Origin of the sequence: Pseudomonas thivervalensis (genome assembly GCF_001269655.1) — a bacterium.
Lineage (GTDB): Bacteria > Pseudomonadota > Gammaproteobacteria > Pseudomonadales > Pseudomonadaceae > Aquipseudomonas > Aquipseudomonas thivervalensis.
The window spans coordinates 64,536-81,374 of record NZ_LHVE01000020.1; the positions used below are offsets into that span (position 1 = coordinate 64,536).

Below are 16,839 nucleotides of genomic sequence, written 5' to 3' on the forward strand. Positions count from 1 at the left end.
TTCGATGCGCGTAGCCCTCTACCAATGCCCACCGTTGCCACTGGATCCGGCCGGCAACCTGCAACGCCTGCATCAGGTGGCGCTGGAAGCCAGGGGCGCCGATGTGCTGGTGCTGCCGGAGATGTTCATGACCGGCTACAACATTGGCGTCGACGCGGTGAATGTATTGGCCGAGGTCTACAACGGCGAGTGGGCGCAACAGATCGGCCGCATTGCCAAGGCGGCCGGCCTGGCCATTGTCTATGGCTACCCCGAACGCAGCGAAGACGGGCAGATCTACAACGCCGTGCAACTGATCGACGCCCAGGGTGAGCGCTTGGCCAACTACCGCAAGAGCCACCTGTTCGGTGACCTCGATCACGCAATGTTCAGCGCTGGCGACTCAGCGCTGCCTATCGTCGAGCTCAACGGCTGGAAACTCGGCCTGCTGATCTGCTACGACCTGGAGTTCCCGGAAAACGCCCGACGCCTGGCTCTCGCCGGCGCCGAGCTGATCCTGGTACCGACCGCCAACATGCAACCCTACGAGTTCATTGCCGACGTCACCGTCCGTGCCCGGGCCATCGAGAACCAGTGTTTCGTGGCCTACGCCAATTACTGCGGCCACGAAGGCGAATTGCTGTATTGCGGCCAAAGCAGCATCGCCGCACCGAATGGCAGCCGCCCGGCGCTCGCGGGATTGGACGAAGCCTTGATCGTCGCAGAACTGGATCGACAACTGCTGGACGACTCCCGCGCAGCCTACAACTACCTGCACGATCGCCGTCCCGAGCTTTACAACGACCTGCACAAACACTGATTGAGGATTGAGAAAGGGCCCTGATCCGCTAGCATGGGCGCATCCTTGTTCTGGAAGCGCCCATGCCGGTCCCCGATTCCCTCCGCCCCCACACTGAAATCCTGGCCAACGGCTTGCGGGTGACCTTGCGTCATGTCCCGGGCCTCAAGCGCAGCGCCGCGGTACTGCGCGTCGACGCTGGCAGCCATGATGCGCCCCTGGCCTGGCCGGGGATGGCGCATCTGCTCGAACATCTGCTGTTCATCGGCACCGAACGGTTTCCCGCCGGGGAGAACCTGATGGCCTACGTGCAGCGGCACGGCGGGCAGGTCAATGCGCGCACCGGGGAACGCGCCACGGACTTTTTCTTCGAGCTGCCACCCGCCACCTTCGCCGACGGGCTGGAACGACTGGGGGACATGCTCGCCCATCCGCGCCTGGATGAAGCCGATCTGCTGCGGGAACGGGAAGTGCTGCATGCAGAGTTCATCGCCTGGTCCCAGGATACGGCCGCCCAGCGACAGCTTGCCTTGCATGACGGCCTGTTGGCGTTCCATCCGCTGCGGGGTTTTCATGCCGGCAATCGCGACAGCCTCGCCGTGACGCACACCGAATTCCAAAGCGCATTGCACGACTTCTATCGCAGCTTCTACCAGAGCGGCCAGATGACCCTGAGCCTGGCCGGCCCACAAAGTCTCGATGCCTTGAAAGCGTTGGCGGAACAGTTCGGCAGCCATGTCGCGAGCGGTGAATCGGTTACCAGACTCTCGCCGCCTAAGCTGATGGCGTCGTCCCAGACAAGTTATCAACAGGTCCGCGAAGGTTGTCTAGACTGGCTGTTCGCCTTCGAAGCGCTGCCCACCGCCTCGCCCCAAGCCTTGGATTTTCTCTGTACGTGGCTGAACTCCAGCAAACCGGGCGGCTTGCTCGCCACATTGCGTCAACGCGGCCTGGCTGACAGCCTCAAGGCCACTGCGTTGTATGAATTTGCCGACCAGGCGCTACTGCACATCGAATTCAAGCATCACAACGCTCAGGCAGCGGCGCAGATCCAGCCGTTGCTGCACGACTGGTTGGGCTTCTTTGCCGCCCTGGATGACTGGGCGTCGTTGCGCCAGGAGTTCACCGCGTTGTTGCAGCGTCGGCAGGAGACAGGATCGGCCTTGCAGATCGCCCGCTGGGACTGTGAAGAACGTAATGAACCGCTGCGGGCAAACGACCTGGTGAGGCTCAGGGAAATCCTCAAGCAACTGCACCCCGCCGACGATGTCGTGGAACCCTGGCAACTGCCCGCGCCCAACCCGTTCCTGCAAACGCCAAGCGAAGGGCCTCGCGCCGGACTGATACGCGGCCAGACCAGTGCCCACCGTGGCTTGCGCACCTTCGCCCAGGACCGCTCCCGGGGCCGACGGGAACGCTCGCCCATGCAGTTCAGCCAGGCGCTGCCAGACAACGGTCGCGAAGGCGCGGTGTACCTGCGCTGGCAACTGACGACCCAGGCACCGCTGGATCTTCAATCCAGGCTCGACCGGCACCTGGATGAGGTGCGTGAGGATGCTCGCCAGGCGGGTGTGGACGTCAGCTTCGAACTGTCCACTCATCAATGCCTGTTAAAACTGGTTGGTTTGCAAACACCGATGCCGTTGGTGCTCGAACACGTTCTGGCGAAGCTTGCCCAACCGTTGCCAATGTCCCAGGCCGGCAACGAAACGCCGCCGATACCGATTCGGCATCTGCTGAAGGCGCTGCCGAATCACTGCCGATCATCATCCGCGTTGCCTATGCCCGACAGCGATCAAAACGTGTGGACAACGGCTCGCTGGGACGGATTGTCCATCGGTCTGTCGGCCACCAGCCAAGGGGCGCTGGGCCCGGTGTTGGCCCGTGTGCCGGGCGTTGCCGGCGAGGACGTCAGCCTGGCGACGGTGCCGCGCGGGCAACGCATCTGGCACAGGCTCCAGACCCACGGTGAAGAAGCGGCCGTGTTGCTGTTCTGCCCGACGGCCACCCTGGCGCTGCCCGACGAAGCCGCCTGGCGGTTGCTGGCGCAGCTGGGCCAGACGCCGTTCTACCAGCGTCTGCGCGTGGATCTGCAGTTGGGTTATGCGGTGTTCAGCGGCTTGAAACAGATCGACGGGCAAACCGGGGTGTTGTTCGGCGTCCAGTCGCCCAGCGTCTCGGCGACGCAATTGATCGCCCACATCGAGCAATTCCTGATCGGGTTACCGGCACTGATCCAGCAACTCGATGAGTCGGCCCTGGCCGGCCAACAGCAGGCACTCGCCGCCCAGTTCCAGATGGATGCCCTGCCCCGCGCCCAGGCCGCCGAATTGCTCTGGCAGGGCAAGCAGGCTGGCCGTCCGTCGGATTACCTTGAGCAACTGGCCGATGCCATCCTGCATCTGGATCGCGCACAGCTAGAGATCGCCGCCCGGGGTTTGATCGGTGCCGAAGGAGGATGGTATTGCCTGAGCAACGGCACCTGCCCGCAAGAACATTGGCACGCGGCGCAGTAATCATTGCAGCCGCTGTAACGAGCTTTCTTCGAGAATCGCGGCGAACGAATTTGTCAGATTTAGTAACATAGGCGCCTAAGCATCTGAACATCTCCGAACGGAGGTGGACTATATGTATAGGTCTCACCCGTTCCATCGAACCAAAGTCCCCCAACCAAAGGAGTATTCCCATGTCCTGGTCCAAACCCGCATATATCGACCTGCGTATCGGTTTCGAAGTCACCATGTACTTCGCCAGCCGCTGATTGCTGCAGGCGCTCAAGCACGCAGCACTACGCCTCGGCCAGCCGAGGCGTTTTTATTTCGGTTTGCAGATGGAGCAACCATGTTCGTCCAGATTCTAGGTTCCGCCGCCGGTGGTGGTTTCCCCCAGTGGAATTGCAACTGCGCCAACTGCGCAGGTTTTCGCAACGGCAGCCTGCGAGCCCAGGCGCGTACCCAGTCGTCCATCGCCCTGTCCGATGACGGGGTGAACTGGGTGCTGTGCAACGCCTCCCCGGACATTCGCGCCCAGCTCCAGGCCTTCGCCCCGATGCAGCCGGGCCGGGCCCTTCGGGACACCGGCATTGGCGCGATCATCCTGATGGACAGCCAGATCGACCACACCACCGGCCTGCTCAGCCTGCGCGAAGGTTGCCCGCATCAAGTCTGGTGCACCGACATGGTCCATGAAGACCTGAGCACGGGCTTTCCGCTGTTCAACATGCTGACCCATTGGAACGGCGGGCTGAGCTGGAATCGCATCGAGCTCGACCAGAGTTTTACCATCGCCGCCTGCCCGAACCTGCGCTTCACCCCGCTGCCCCTGCGCAGCGCCGCACCGCCCTATTCACCGCATCGCTTCGACCCGCACCCGGGCGACAACATCGGGCTGATCGTCGAAGACCTGCGCACGGGCGGCAAACTGTTCTATGCGCCGGGCCTGGGCAAGGTCGACGAGTCATTGCTGACGATCATGGCTGGCAGCGATTGCCTGCTGGTGGACGGCACGATGTGGGACGACGATGAAATGCAGCGCCGTGGCGTCGGCACTCGCACTGGCCGGGAAATGGGCCACCTGGCGCAAAACGGCCCCGGCGGCATGCTGGAAGTGCTGGAGCAGTTGCCCGAGCAGCGCAAGGTCCTTATCCATATCAACAACACCAACCCGATTTTGGACGAAGACTCGCCCGAGCGGGCCGAGCTTGTACGTCGAAAGATTGAAGTGGCCTACGACGGAATGAGTATTGAGTTGTAGGAAATGCAGGACCAATGTGGGGTGAGCTTGCGGTGTATCAGCCCGATTGATGCCGGCTGGACAGGCCTCATCGCGAGCAAGCTCGCTCCCACATTGGTTTTGCTGTACAGCACATATCCAGTATGACTCGGCCCCTGTGGGAGCGAGCTTGCTCGCGATGGGGCCAGCCCTGACGCCACAGCACCACGGGCATTTCCCGGAGAACCGAAATGACTGACACCCCCCTGTCCCCCGCCGAGTTCGAAGCGGCCCTGCGTGCCAAGGGCGCGTATTACCACATCCATCACCCGTATCACGTGGCGATGTATGAAGGCCGCGCCACTCGCGAGCAGATCCAGGGCTGGGTCGCGAACCGTTTTTATTACCAGGTGAATATCCCGCTCAAGGACGCCGCGATCCTGGCCAACTGCCCGGACCGGGAGATCCGTCGCGAGTGGATCCAGCGCCTGCTAGACCATGACGGCGCGCCTGGCGAAGACGGCGGCATCGAAGCCTGGCTGCGGCTGGGCCAGGCGGTCGGCCTTGACCCCGACCAACTGCGCTCCCAGGAACTGGTGCTGCCCGGCGTACGCTTCGCGGTGGACGCCTACGTCAACTTCGCCCGCCGGGCCAGTTGGCAGGAAGCCGCCAGCAGTTCGTTGACCGAACTGTTCGCCCCGCAGATCCACCAGTCGCGCCTCGACAGTTGGCCCCAGCATTATCCATGGATCGACCCGACCGGCTATGAATACTTCCGCACCCGCCTGGGCCAGGCCCGGCGTGATGTGGAGCATGGCCTGGCGATCACCTTGCAGCACTACACCACCCGCCAAGGTCAGGAGCGCATGCTGGAGATTCTCCAGTTCAAACTGGACATTCTCTGGAGCATGCTCGACGCCATGAGCATGGCCTACGAACTGAACCGCCCGCCCTATCACACCGTGACCGACCAACGGGTTTGGCACAAAGGAATCACCTTATGAGTTTCGATCGCAGCCAAACCCCGCGCTGGCGCCCCGGCTATCGCTTCCAGTACGAACCGGCCCAGAAAGGCCACGTGCTGCTCTATCCTGAAGGCATGATCAAGCTCAATGACAGCGCTGCGCTGATCGGTGGCCTGATCGATGGTGAACGGGATGTCGCGGCGATCATCGGCGAGTTGGCGAAGCAGTTCCCCGACGTGCCGGAACTCGGTGACGACATCGAGCAATTCATGGAGGTCGCCCGTGCAGAGCACTGGATCACACTTGCCTGAAAAGCCCGCCGTCGGTTTGCCGCTGTGGCTGCTGGCCGAACTGACCTATCGGTGCCCGCTGCAATGCCCGTACTGCTCCAATCCGCTGGACTTCGCCGAGCAGGGCAAGGAGCTGAGCACCGAGCAGTGGTTCAAGGTGTTTCGCGAAGCCCGGGAGATGGGCGCCGCGCAGCTGGGTTTTTCCGGAGGCGAGCCGTTGGTGCGCCAGGACTTGGCCGAATTGATCGGTGAGGCACGCAGGCTGGGTTTCTATACCAACCTGATCACCTCCGGCATCGGTCTGACCGAACAGAAAATCAGCGACTTCAAGAAGGCCGGCCTGGACCACATCCAGATCAGCTTCCAGGCCAGCGACGAGCAGGTGAACAACCTGCTGGCCGGCTCGAAGAAAGCCTTCGCGCAAAAACTGGAAATGGCCCGGGCGGTGAAGGCCCACGGTTATCCGATGGTGCTGAACTTCGTGACCCATCGGCACAACATCGACAAAATCGACCGTATCATCGAGCTGTGCATCGCCCTGGACGCAGACTTCGTCGAGCTTGCCACCTGCCAGTTCTACGGCTGGGCGCAGCTCAACCGCGTCGGCCTGCTGCCCACCCGGGAGCAACTGGTACGCGCCGAGCGTGTCACCAACGAGTACCGCGCCAAGCTGGAAGCCGAAGGTAATCCGTGCAAGTTGATCTTTGTCACGCCGGACTACTATGAAGAGCGTCCCAAGGGCTGCATGAACGGCTGGGGCAGCATTTTCCTCACCGTCACGCCGGACGGCACGGCATTGCCCTGTCACGGCGCCCGACAGCTGCCGGTGCAATTTCCCAACGTGCGCGACCACAGCATGCAGCACATCTGGTACGACTCGTTCGGTTTCAATCGCTTTCGCGGTTATGACTGGATGCCCGAACCGTGTCGCTCCTGCGATGAAAAGGAAAAGGACTTCGGCGGCTGTCGCTGCCAGGCGTTCATGCTTACCGGCGATGCCAGCAATGCCGACCCGGTGTGCAGCAAGTCCGAACATCACGGGGTGATTCTCAAGGCGCGTGAAGACGCCGAGCACGCCACGCAAACCATTGAACAATTGGCCTTTCGCAATGAACGAAACTCGCGCCTCATCGCTAAAGGCTGAGCCTTTCAGCGCCACCCGGGCCGTTGCCGCCGGCACCGATTTCGCCGAACTGCAGGTCGGGCCTCTGGGTTTGTTCTGGAATGAGTACCGCCCCGCGGATGGCGCCTGCCGGATCTGGCATTGGCAAGACGCCAAGGCTCGCTGTCTGACGCCGGACGGTTTCAGCGCGCGCAGCCGGGTCTATGAATACGGCGGCGGGTCGTTCTGCCTGAGCAGCGACGGCGTGCTGTTCATCAATGAGGCTGACCAGCAGCTATACCACCAATCGTTGAATGACGGGCGTCCCGTGGCGCTGACCTCGGGTGAGTGCCGCTATGGTGACCTTGGTTTCGCCGAGGGCCAGGTGCTGGCCGTGGAAGAACAGGCCAACCAGCATCGCCTGGTGTCGATCGGGTTGGCCGATCAGCAACGGCATCTACTGGCCGAAGGCGCCGACTTCTATGCTTCCCCGACCTTGAGCCCGGACGGCCAGCGGCTCGCCTGGATTGAGTGGAGCCGTCCGCATCAACCCTGGACAGCGACGCGGTTGATGCTGGCCGAGCGCAATGCTTCGGGGTGGAGGGAGCCGCGCTGTGTGGCCGGCAACGGTGAGGAAGAGTCCATCCAGCAACCGCGCTTCGACGCGTCCGGTCGCCTTTACTGCCTGACTGATCGCGGTGGTTTTTGGCAGCCCTGGAGGGAGTCGGCCCAAGGCCTGGAACCGCTGCCCGCCGCCGCAGCCGATCACGCCCCGGCGCCGTGGCAACTGGGTGGCTGTACCTGGCTGCCGCTGGACGAACACACCTACCTGGCGAGTTGGACCGAAGCAGGTTTCGGACGCCTGGGCCTGTGCCGCCGTGACGATGCCAGCGAGGACTTTACCGGCACCTATTCCCGCTTTCGCAGCCTGGCGCTGGATGAGCGGTTCATCTACGCCATTGCTGCCTCGCCGACCCATCCGTCGGCGGTCATCGCCATTGAGCGGCAGCGTCATGAAGTGGTGGTGCTGGCCGGCGGCGTCGCGCCGTTGCCCGTCGAACAGATCAGTCGTCCTCGAACCCTGCGCTATCCCTCCGGGTCAGGTGAGGCCCACGGGTTCTTCTACCCGGCCATGAATGCACAGGCGAAGCCGCCCTTGGTGGTGTTCATTCACGGCGGCCCCACCTCGGCTTGTTATCCCCTGTTCGATCCGCGTATCCAGTATTGGACCCAGCGCGGCTTTGCTGTTGCCGATCTCAATTACCGCGGCAGCAGTGGCTATGGCCGGGCCTATCGGCAGGCGTTGCATTTGAACTGGGGCGTGGTGGATGTCGAGGACGCCTGTGCGGTGGTCGCCTACCTGGATGGGCAAGGTCTGATCGATGGCCGTCATGCGTTCATTCGCGGTGGCAGTGCCGGTGGCTACACGACCCTCTGCGCGTTGGCGTTCCATGAGGTATTCCGTGCCGGCGCCAGCCTCTATGGCGTCAGCGATCCCGTCGCTCTCGGCCGGGCCACGCACAAGTTCGAAGGTGACTATCTGGACTGGTTGATCGGCGATCCGCAACAGGACGTCGAACGCTACCGCGCCCGCACCCCACTGCTGCACGCCGGGAACATCCGCGTGCCGGTAATCTTTTTCCAGGGTGAATTGGACGCCGTGGTGGTGCCACAGCAAACCCGCGACATGGTCAGTGCTCTACAGGCCAACGGCGTTGCGGTCGAGGCGCACTACTATCCGGATGAGCGCCACGGTTTTCGCAAGGCTGCAAACCAGGCGCATGCGCTGGAGCATGAGTGGCTGTTCTATTGCAAGGTGATGGATGGCAATCCGTAGGCAGTGGGAATACCACTCGTGGCGAGGGAGCTTGCTCCCGCTCGATTGCGCAGCAATCGCAAAAGCTTGGGGCCGCTCCGCGACCCAGCGGGAGCAAGCTCCCTCGCCACAGGTACGACCTAACAACAGTAGGTCAGCGCTTGGCGATGATGTACACCGCGTGCACGATGCCAGGAATGTAACCCAACAGTGTCAGCAGGATATTCAGCCAGAACGCCCCGCCGAAACCGACTTGCAGGAACACCCCCAGCGGCGGCAGCAGGATAGCGATGATGATGCGAATGAAATCCATGGATGACTCCCTGATCGACGAATGGCCAAATTGCCCTATAGCTCATTGACCCCAGGCTACTCGTCAGGGTTCAGTGCGACGCGGCACGCGCCTGCAGGAACAAAAAACGCAGGCAAAAGAAAACCCCGCCGAAGCGGGGCTTTGCAGACTGTTTCCCTGACATCCATTTCACTCCGCCGTCCTGGCAGAATCCTACGTGTCCGTGTTGTTACTTTTGCGCGTCCTGCGCTACGTCCATGGAAGCTAGATTAGCCCTGGATCCAATTCGACGATAGAGGGAAAACGCCAGCACGCTGTGTAAGCGAATGCTTACACAGCGTCAGCCTTTCAGAATTGCCCGGCTTCCAGCAGGAACAGCGACTCGCTGCCCGCCCTGACCGAAGCGCTCAAGGAATGAATACGCGGCAGCAGGCGAGCGAAATAGAACCGCGCCGTGCCCAGTTTGCTCGCGTAGAAATCGTCCTGGTTTTCCTTGCCCAAGGCCGCCCTGGCCATCAGTGCCCACATGTAGGCATAGGCGGTGTAGCCGAACGCCTGGAGGTACTCCACCGACGCTGCGCCGATTTCGTTCGGGTTGCTCTTCGCCCGATCCAGCAGCCAGTCGGTCAATTCGTCCAGCGTGTCGACTGCACTGTTCAACGGTTTGATGAACTCTTCCAGGTCGCCGCTCGCGGTGGCGGTGAAATGGCGAATCTCATCGGCGAACAAGCGGTAGAACGCACCGCCGCTGCCGACGATCTTGCGCCCCACCAGGTCCAGTGCCTGGATACCGTTGGTGCCTTCGTAGATCTGGGTGATGCGCACGTCACGCACCAGTTGCTCTTGGCCCCATTCGCGAATGTAACCATGGCCGCCGAACACTTGTTGGCCATGGACGGTGGTTTCCAGGCCCAGGTCGGTCAGGAAGGCCTTGGCCACCGGGGTCAGCAACGCCACCAAGTCTTCGGCGCGCTTGCGGGTAACCGGGTCTTCGCTGAACTTGGCGGTGTCCAGTTGCATCGCCACGTAGGTGGAAAACGCCCGGCCCCCCTCGTTCGAGGCCTTCATGGTCAGCAGCATCCGGCGCACGTCGGGGTGGACGATGATTGGATCAGCGACCTTGTCCTTGTTCTGCGCACCGGTTGGCGAGCGGCTTTGCAGACGATCACGGGCATATTCGACGGCGTTCTGGTAGGAGCGCTCACCCGTGGCCAGGCCCTGGATGCCAACCCCAAGGCGCTCGTAGTTCATCATGGTGAACATCGCCGCCAGGCCTTTGTTCGGCTCACCCACCAGGTAACCCACGGCGTCGTCGAAGTTCATCACGCAGGTGGCGGATGCCTGGATGCCCATTTTGTGTTCGATCGATCCGCAATTGGCCGCGTTGCGCGCGCCCAGGCTGCCGTCGGCATTGACCATGAACTTGGGCACCAGGAACAGCGAGATGCCCTTGGGGCCTGTTGGCGCGTCCGGCAGTTTCGCCAGCACCAGGTGAATGATGTTCTCGGTGAGGTCGTGCTCGCCGCCGGTGATGAAAATCTTCGTGCCACTGACCTTGTAGGAACCGTCGGCCTGGGGTTCGGCCTTGGTGCGGATAATCCCCAGGTCTGTACCGGCGTGGGGCTCGGTCAGGCACATGGAACCGGCCCAGATGCCGGCGTACATGTTCGGCAGGTACGCCGCCTTCAGTTCTTCGCTGGCATGGGCGTTGATCGACAGGCAGGCACCGGCGGTCAGCATCGGGTACAAGCCGAAGGACAGGCTGGCGGAATTGACCATCTCCTCGACCTGGGCCGAAACGGCCTTGGGCATGCCCATGCCGCCGTACGCCGGATCACCGCCGACACCGACCCAACCGCCTTCAGCGTAAGTCTTGTAGGCCTGTGGGAAACCTGCTGGCGTGGTGACGGCACCGTCGGCCCAGTGGCAACCTTCTTCGTCAGCGGAGCGACTGAGGGGGGCGATGCTTTTGCTGGTGACTTTGCCGGCTTCTTCAAGGATCGCTTCGACCGTTTCAGCGTCCACGGTGTCGGCCAACACCGGCAATTGGGCCCAAAGTTTGGCGACCTCGAACACTTCATTGAGGACGAAGCGCATATCGCGCAGGGGCGCTTTGTAGTCAGCCATGGCAAACCTCGCAGGATCTAAACAGTTGGTTCGTAAAAGTCGGTTTTCGCAGTGACCTGAGTGTACCCCAACAACTTTTGCGACACATAGGGTCAACCCATGACTGTTTTGTTATTTTTAGTCACAGCAAGGCTTGGACATTTATCGTGGCGAGGGAGCTCGCTCCCGCTCGATTGCGCAGCAATCGCAAAAGCTTGGGGTCGCTCCGCGACCCAGCGGGAGCAAGCTCCCTCGCCACAGAGAAATATTTCAGCCATCAAAGGGCAAACAACTCCGCCGGCAGTTTCATCAGGCAATCGCTCCCGGCCTCGATGGCAGCCCGATGGGCGGTCGTGCGCGGCAACAGGCGCTTGAAGTAAAACTCACAGGTCGCCAGCTTGCCACGGCAGAAATCCCCATCACCCTGGCCACTGTCGAGTTGTGCCTGGGCCACCAAGGCCATGCGCAACCACAGGTAAGCCAGGATGATGTAGCCGCTGTACATCAGGTAGTCCACCGAGGCGGCGCCCACTTCATCCGGATTCTTCATGGCAGCCATGCCGACCCGGGTGGTCAGTTCGCCCCATTGCTGGTTGAGCCCGTCGAGTTGCGCAACGTAATCCTTGAGCTGCGGATGCCCCGCGTTGGCAGCGCAGAACTTGTGGAGGATTTTGGTGAAGCCACGCAGCAGCTTGCCCTGGCTGCCCAGCACCTTGCGCCCCAGCAGATCCAGGGCCTGGATGCCGTTGGTGCCCTCGTAGATCGGCGCAATGCGGCAATCGCGCACCAACTGCTCCATGCCCCACTCGCGAATGAAGCCATGGCCGCCAAACACTTGCATGCCGTGGTTGGTCACCTCCAGTCCGGTGTCGGTCATGAAGGCCTTGCAGATCGGGGTGAGGAACGCCAGCAGGTCCTCGGCCTCCTGGCGGGCGGTCTCGTCCGGGCTCAGGTGCGCGGTGTCCAGCAGTTGCGCGGTGAAATAGGTCAACGCCCGGTTGCCTTCATTGAAGGCCTTCATGGTCAGCAACATCCTGCGCACATCGGGATGGACAATGATCGGGTCAGCGACTTTTTCCGGCGCCTTGGGGCCGGTCAGCGCGCGCATCTGCAAACGGTCGTTGGCGTATTTGATCGCGCCCTGGAAGCTTGCCTCCCCCAGGCACAAGCCCTGCATGCCGGTGCCGAGCCGGGCGTGGTTCATCATGGTGAACATGCAGTTGAGGCCCTTGTTCGGCTCGCCGATCAGGAAACCCTTGGCCCCGTCGAAATTCAGCACGCAAGTGGCCGAAGCCTTGATGCCCATCTTGTGTTCGATCGAGCCACAGGAAACGCCATTGCGCGTCCCTGCCTCCCCCCTGGCGTCGGGCAGGAACTTGGGCACGATGAACAGCGAGATGCCTTTGGTCCCGGCGGGAGCGTCCGGCAGCTTGGCCAGCACCAGGTGGATGATGTTATCGCTCATGTCGTGTTCGCCGGCGGAAATGAATATCTTGCTGCCGGAGATCGCGTAGCTGCCGTCGGCCTGGGGCGCGGCGCGGGTCTTGATGATGCCCAGGTCGGTGCCGCAGTGGGCCTCGGTCAGGCACATGGTGCCGGTCCACTGGCCGGCGGTGAGTTTGCTCAGGTAGGTCTGTTTCTGTTCTGCCGTGCCGTGGGCGTGAATCGCCGACATGGCGCCGTGAGTCAGGCCTGGGTACATGCCCCAGGACGTGTTGCTGGAGCCGATCATCTCGCTGATGACCAGGCCCAGGGAACTGGGCAGGCCCTGGCCGCCATACGCCGGGTCAGCCGCCAGCCCATGCCAGCCGCCCTCCACGTACTGTGCGAAAGCCTGCTTGAAGCCTGTAGGCGTGGTGACTACGCCATTGTCGAAATGGCACCCTTCTTCGTCACCGGAACGATTGAGCGGCGCCAGCACGTTCTCGCAGAACCTGGCACCTTCCTCAAGGATCGCGCGGACCATGTCCGGGCTGGCATCGCTGGCACCCAGCTCGGCATAACGGCCATGGAAATCGAAGACGTGATCGATCAGAAAGCGCATGTCGCGCAGAGGGGCTTTGTACTCGGGCATGGTGGTTTTCTCCGGTAGCAGATCGTTTCAACCTACTGCCGGCCACCCAGGCCCACAATCACAGTCCAGACGCTGAATGCGCCGTCATCACTCAACCCGCGGCGGCTTCCATGCGCACCGCGCCACGACGGTTCTGGCCGAACGCGATCACACAGTTACGCCCCGCGCCCTTGGCGTTATACAGCGCCTGGTCGGCGGACTTGAGCACTTCTTCGGGCGTGCGCTGTTCGAGACGCTCCGCGACGCCGATGCTGACCGTTACCGATACACTGGACGCACCCGCGCCGGAGCGACGCTGGCGGCCTTGCTGATCGTCCTGGGGGCGGTTGTCGGGATTGCGCAGCTGGATGGCGTACGTCTCGATGGACTGGCGGATGACTTCCAGATGGGGCATGCACTCGTCGATGGTCTTGCCTGCGAACACCAAGGCAAATTCCTCGCCGCCGTAGCGATACGCCCTACCGCCACCGCCGATCTTCGACAACTTGCTGGCGACCAGGCGCAGCACCTGGTCGCCCACATCGTGGCCGTGGGTGTCGTTGAATTTCTTGAAATGGTCTACGTCGCTCATCGCCAACACATAGTTGCGCCCCAGGCGCTGCATGCGTTCGTTCAATGCCCGACGGCCCGGCAGGCCAGTAAGCTCGTCACGGAAGGCCATTTGATAAGCCTCGTGTGCGACCGCTGCGGCGATCATCAACATCACCTGGCTGCACATGATGTTCAGAGTGAACGGCAGGATGAAGGTCTTGGGCAGCATCCAGAACAACCCGAGCAACCCCACCAGTTGCGCCGCGTGCAATGGCCGGGGGTTGCGCCAATATTGCCAGGCCAACAGCAGGAACGCGGCGGCGAACATCGGGTAGGACAATTGGATCAGGCTCATCCAGGCGCCGTGCAAGGCGGGCCAGCGGATCTCCGAGAGCCACAACAGCAAGGCCTGGGGAAAACTCTGCTCCAGGGCCAGTGCCACGCTGCCAAAGACCAGCAACACCGCGAACCGCGCCACCATGTCCTGGAACAGATGGGTGCGCTCCTGCCACGCCGCGAACAACCCGAACAGCAGCGGCAGCAACAGGCAGACGAGATGGAACACCACCGCGGCGTCTTCGCGCACCTTGCCGTTATCACGGTAGAAGTCGGTCTGGGTGTCCAAGAGAAAATAGGCGATGTACACCGTGACCATCAGAAACAGTTCACGTTGACGTCGGTAGACCGCGCAATACGCCCCGCCCAGCAGCAACACCAGCGTCGGCAAAACGTTGAACAGCGAGGTGAAGAAAACGTTGAGATCCTTGACGTAGGCAGCCGCAAGCCCCGCCACCAACAACAGCAATGACGGTAGGAAATGGCTCAGACGTACAGCGGAAGAACGCGGCAAGGGTAAAGCTCCGACCCGACTGATCAAAGATGGCATTGTGCCTGCAACTGGAGCATTAAGGCACGCGAGATGTGACAGATGTCACACTGCCATCGCTGTAACGGCAGAGGGGACGGTTTTCTTAGGGTTGGGTTGGATGAATATTGTTTCAGGATCACCGCGCCCCTCCTGTGGCGAGGGAGCTTGCCCCCGCTCGGCTGCGAAGCAGTCGTAAACGGGCGGGTGCGGTGTGTCTGATATTCCGCATTTGGTAGGTTTGGGGCCGCTTCGCAGCCCAGCGGGAGCAAGCTCCCTCGCCACGAGTTTGCCTTGACTGGCGTTATGGCAGACATGAAAAAGCCGCTGCTCCCGAAGGAGCAGCGGCTTTCGTGAAGAACCGCGTAAGGCTTAGTAGCCCAGTGCGAAGTCTTCTTCTTTCATGTCCATCAGGTTGTTCGCGCCCGACAACATGGTTGCCACGTGGGTACGGGTACGCGGCAGGATACGCTGGAAGTAGAAGCGCGCGGTCTGCAGCTTGGCGGTGTAGAAAGCTTCTTCGGTGGTGCCGGCGGCGAGTTTTTCCGCCGCCAGGCGCGCCATGTCGGCCCAGAAATAGGCCAGGCAGGCGTAACCGGAGTACATCAGGTAGTCCACCGACGCGGCGCCGACTTCTTCACGATCCTTCATGGCTGCCATGCCGACCTTCATGGTCAGCTCGCCCCATTCCTTGTTCAACGCAGCCAGGGGTTCGACGAACTCCTTGACCGCTTCGTTGCCTTCGTTGCCCTGGCAGAACTTGTGGACGATCTTGGTGAAGCCCTTGAGTGCCTCGCCTTGGGTCATCAGCACTTTGCGACCCAACAGGTCCAAGGCCTGAATGCCGGTGGTGCCTTCGTACAGCATCGAGATGCGGCTGTCGCGAACGTTCTGCTCCATGCCCCACTCGGCGATGAAACCGTGGCCGCCATAGATCTGCACGCCATGGTTGGCCGATTCGAAGCCGACTTCAGTCATGAAGGCCTTGGCGATCGGGGTCATGAACGCCAACAGCGCATCGGCTTTTTTCTTCTCTTCTTCATCCACCCCGTATTTGACGATGTCGACCTGCTTGGCGGTGAAGTAGACCATCGCCCGGTTACCTTCGGCGAAGGCCTTCATGGTCAGCAGCATGCGACGCACGTCAGGGTGCACGATGATCGGGTCGGCGGCCTTGTCGGGCGCTTTCGGGCCGGTCAGGGAACGCATTTGCAGGCGATCACGAGCATATTTCAGGCCGCCCTGGAAGCCGATCTCGGCGTGGGCCAGGCCCTGCAGCGCGGTGCCCAGGCGTGCAGTGTTCATGAATGTGAACATGCAGTTCAGGCCTTTGTTCGCCGGGCCGATCAGGAAACCGGTGGCCGCGTCGAAGTTCATCACACAGGTGGCGTTGCCGTGGATGCCCATCTTGTGTTCCAGGGAGCCACAGCTCACTGCGTTACGCTGGCCGATGGTGCCGTCGGCGTTAGGCAGGAACTTGGGCACGATGAACAGCGAAATGCCCTTGGTGCCGGCCGGTGCGTCGGGCAGGCGCGCCAGCACGATGTGGACGATGTTGTCGGCCATGTCGTGTTCGCCAGCCGAAATGAAGATTTTCGTACCGGAAACCTTGTAGGAACCGTCGGCCTGAGGCTCGGCCTTGGTGCGCAGCATGCCCAGGTCGGTGCCGCAATGCGGTTCGGTCAGGCACATGGTGCCGGTCCATTCGCCAGACACCAGCTTGGTCAGGTAAGCCTCTTGCTGCTCGGGCGTACCGTGTTCGGAAATCGTGTTCATCGCGCCATGGGACAGGCCTGGGTACATGCCCCACGACCAATTGGCTTCACCGACCATCTCGCTGACTGCCAGGCCCAGGGACTCCGGAAGGCCTTGGCCGCCATGCTCGACGTCATGGGCCAGGCTTGGCCAGCCGCCTTCGACGAATTGCTTGTAGGCTTCCTTGAAACCGGTCGGGGTTTTCACGCCGGACTCGCTCCAGGTGCAACCTTCGATGTCACCCACGCGGTTCAGCGGAGCCAGCACCTGCTCACAAAACTTGGCGCCTTCTTCGAGAATGGCGTCAACCATGTCCGGAGTTGCGTCCTGGCAAGCCGGAAGGCTCTGATAATGCGCTTCGTAGCCAAGCAGTTCGTCACGAACGAAGCGAATATCACGCAAGGGGGCCTTGTAGTCAGGCATAGCGATAAACCTCTGCTGATGTAACCGGGAATGAACGACCGCGTGGATTTGTTGTAGCGGTCAAACAGTTGTTTGAAACATACGTTTACGCCCAAATCTTGTCAAGCGCCGATCTTTTGCCGTTCGTCATC

The 16,839-nt window shown here is 61.7% G+C and carries 13 protein-coding genes; 8 read left to right on the top strand and 5 right to left on the bottom strand.

Going from position 1 to position 16,839, the window contains the following annotated elements:
* The first annotated feature begins 4 nt into the window (after positions 1-4).
* The 8 genes from AD659_RS25295 to AD659_RS25325 all read left to right on the top strand — a co-directional run bounded on the left by AD659_RS25295 (position 5) and on the right by AD659_RS25325 (position 8,683).
* On the top strand, positions 5-799 hold the full coding sequence (locus tag AD659_RS25295; protein ID WP_053125958.1) for a carbon-nitrogen hydrolase family protein: 795 nt from the start codon (positions 5-7) through the stop codon (positions 797-799).
* A gap of 62 nt (positions 800-861) precedes the next feature.
* Positions 862-3,294, top strand: coding sequence for a pyrroloquinoline quinone biosynthesis protein PqqF (pqqF, locus tag AD659_RS25300; RefSeq protein WP_053125960.1), 2,433 nt, complete (start codon positions 862-864; stop codon positions 3,292-3,294).
* A 170-nt stretch (positions 3,295-3,464) separates the two neighbouring features.
* Complete coding sequence (gene pqqA / locus AD659_RS29565; RefSeq protein WP_003177660.1) at positions 3,465-3,539, top strand: pyrroloquinoline quinone precursor peptide PqqA; 75 nt, start codon at positions 3,465-3,467, stop codon at positions 3,537-3,539.
* 80 nt (positions 3,540-3,619) lie between these two features.
* Positions 3,620-4,531 carry a pyrroloquinoline quinone biosynthesis protein PqqB gene (pqqB, locus tag AD659_RS25305; protein ID WP_053125962.1) on the top strand — a complete coding sequence of 304 codons (912 nt, stop codon included), beginning with the start codon at positions 3,620-3,622 and terminating at the stop codon, positions 4,529-4,531.
* A 209-nt stretch (positions 4,532-4,740) separates the two neighbouring features.
* The gene (gene pqqC / locus AD659_RS25310; protein ID WP_053125964.1) at positions 4,741-5,493 is read left to right on the top strand and encodes a pyrroloquinoline-quinone synthase PqqC; all 753 of its coding nucleotides are present in this window, start codon (positions 4,741-4,743) and stop codon (positions 5,491-5,493) included.
* Positions 5,490-5,765 carry a pyrroloquinoline quinone biosynthesis peptide chaperone PqqD gene (gene pqqD, locus AD659_RS25315; RefSeq protein ID WP_053125968.1) on the top strand — a complete coding sequence of 92 codons (276 nt, stop codon included), beginning with the start codon at positions 5,490-5,492 and terminating at the stop codon, positions 5,763-5,765. Before pqqC ends, pqqD begins: the two co-directional genes overlap by 4 nt.
* On the top strand, positions 5,758-6,888 hold the full coding sequence (gene pqqE / locus AD659_RS25320) for a pyrroloquinoline quinone biosynthesis protein PqqE (RefSeq protein ID WP_153043954.1): 1,131 nt from the start codon (positions 5,758-5,760) through the stop codon (positions 6,886-6,888). Before pqqD ends, pqqE begins: the two co-directional genes overlap by 8 nt.
* A complete protein-coding gene (locus AD659_RS25325) occupies positions 6,854-8,683 on the top strand; it encodes a S9 family peptidase (RefSeq protein WP_053125972.1) in 1,830 nt (609 codons plus the stop codon). The genes pqqE and AD659_RS25325 overlap by 35 nt, the downstream gene beginning before the upstream one ends.
* Before the next feature lie 133 nt (positions 8,684-8,816).
* On the opposite strand, the gene AD659_RS29570 is transcribed toward AD659_RS25325, so the two are convergent.
* The 5 genes from AD659_RS29570 to AD659_RS25345 form a co-directional block, all read right to left on the bottom strand.
* Positions 8,817-8,975 carry a YqaE/Pmp3 family membrane protein gene (locus tag AD659_RS29570; RefSeq protein ID WP_003177654.1) on the bottom strand — a complete coding sequence of 53 codons (159 nt, stop codon included), beginning with the start codon at positions 8,973-8,975 and terminating at the stop codon, positions 8,817-8,819.
* A 327-nt stretch (positions 8,976-9,302) separates the two neighbouring features.
* Positions 9,303-11,081, bottom strand: a complete 1,779-nt coding sequence (locus AD659_RS25330) for an acyl-CoA dehydrogenase C-terminal domain-containing protein (RefSeq protein WP_053125974.1) — start codon at positions 11,079-11,081, stop codon at positions 9,303-9,305.
* Between the two features lie 256 nt (positions 11,082-11,337).
* Positions 11,338-13,134 (bottom strand): acyl-CoA dehydrogenase C-terminal domain-containing protein, encoded by a 1,797-nt coding sequence (locus AD659_RS25335; RefSeq protein WP_053125975.1) that lies wholly within the window; start codon positions 13,132-13,134, stop codon positions 11,338-11,340.
* A 91-nt stretch (positions 13,135-13,225) separates the two neighbouring features.
* On the bottom strand, positions 13,226-14,515 hold the full coding sequence (locus AD659_RS25340; protein ID WP_053125977.1) for a GGDEF domain-containing protein: 1,290 nt from the start codon (positions 14,513-14,515) through the stop codon (positions 13,226-13,228).
* A gap of 387 nt (positions 14,516-14,902) precedes the next feature.
* Complete coding sequence (locus AD659_RS25345) at positions 14,903-16,708, bottom strand: phenylacyl-CoA dehydrogenase (RefSeq protein ID WP_053125979.1); 1,806 nt, start codon at positions 16,706-16,708, stop codon at positions 14,903-14,905.
* Positions 16,709-16,839: the final 131 nt, after the last annotated feature.

Coding starts and splice junctions, on each gene's coding strand:
- AD659_RS25295 (WP_053125958.1), top strand. CDS start 5: ATGCGCGTAGCCCTCTACCAATGCCCACCGTTGCCACTGGATCCGGCC.
- pqqF (WP_053125960.1), top strand. CDS start 862: ATGCCGGTCCCCGATTCCCTCCGCCCCCACACTGAAATCCTGGCCAAC.
- pqqB (WP_053125962.1), top strand. CDS start 3,620: ATGTTCGTCCAGATTCTAGGTTCCGCCGCCGGTGGTGGTTTCCCCCAG.
- pqqC (WP_053125964.1), top strand. CDS start 4,741: ATGACTGACACCCCCCTGTCCCCCGCCGAGTTCGAAGCGGCCCTGCGT.
- pqqD (WP_053125968.1), top strand. CDS start 5,490: ATGAGTTTCGATCGCAGCCAAACCCCGCGCTGGCGCCCCGGCTATCGC.
- AD659_RS25325 (WP_053125972.1), top strand. CDS start 6,854: ATGAACGAAACTCGCGCCTCATCGCTAAAGGCTGAGCCTTTCAGCGCC.
- AD659_RS29570 (WP_003177654.1), bottom strand. CDS start 8,975: ATGGATTTCATTCGCATCATCATCGCTATCCTGCTGCCGCCGCTGGGG.
- AD659_RS25330 (WP_053125974.1), bottom strand. CDS start 11,081: ATGGCTGACTACAAAGCGCCCCTGCGCGATATGCGCTTCGTCCTCAAT.
- AD659_RS25335 (WP_053125975.1), bottom strand. CDS start 13,134: ATGCCCGAGTACAAAGCCCCTCTGCGCGACATGCGCTTTCTGATCGAT.
- AD659_RS25345 (WP_053125979.1), bottom strand. CDS start 16,708: ATGCCTGACTACAAGGCCCCCTTGCGTGATATTCGCTTCGTTCGTGAC.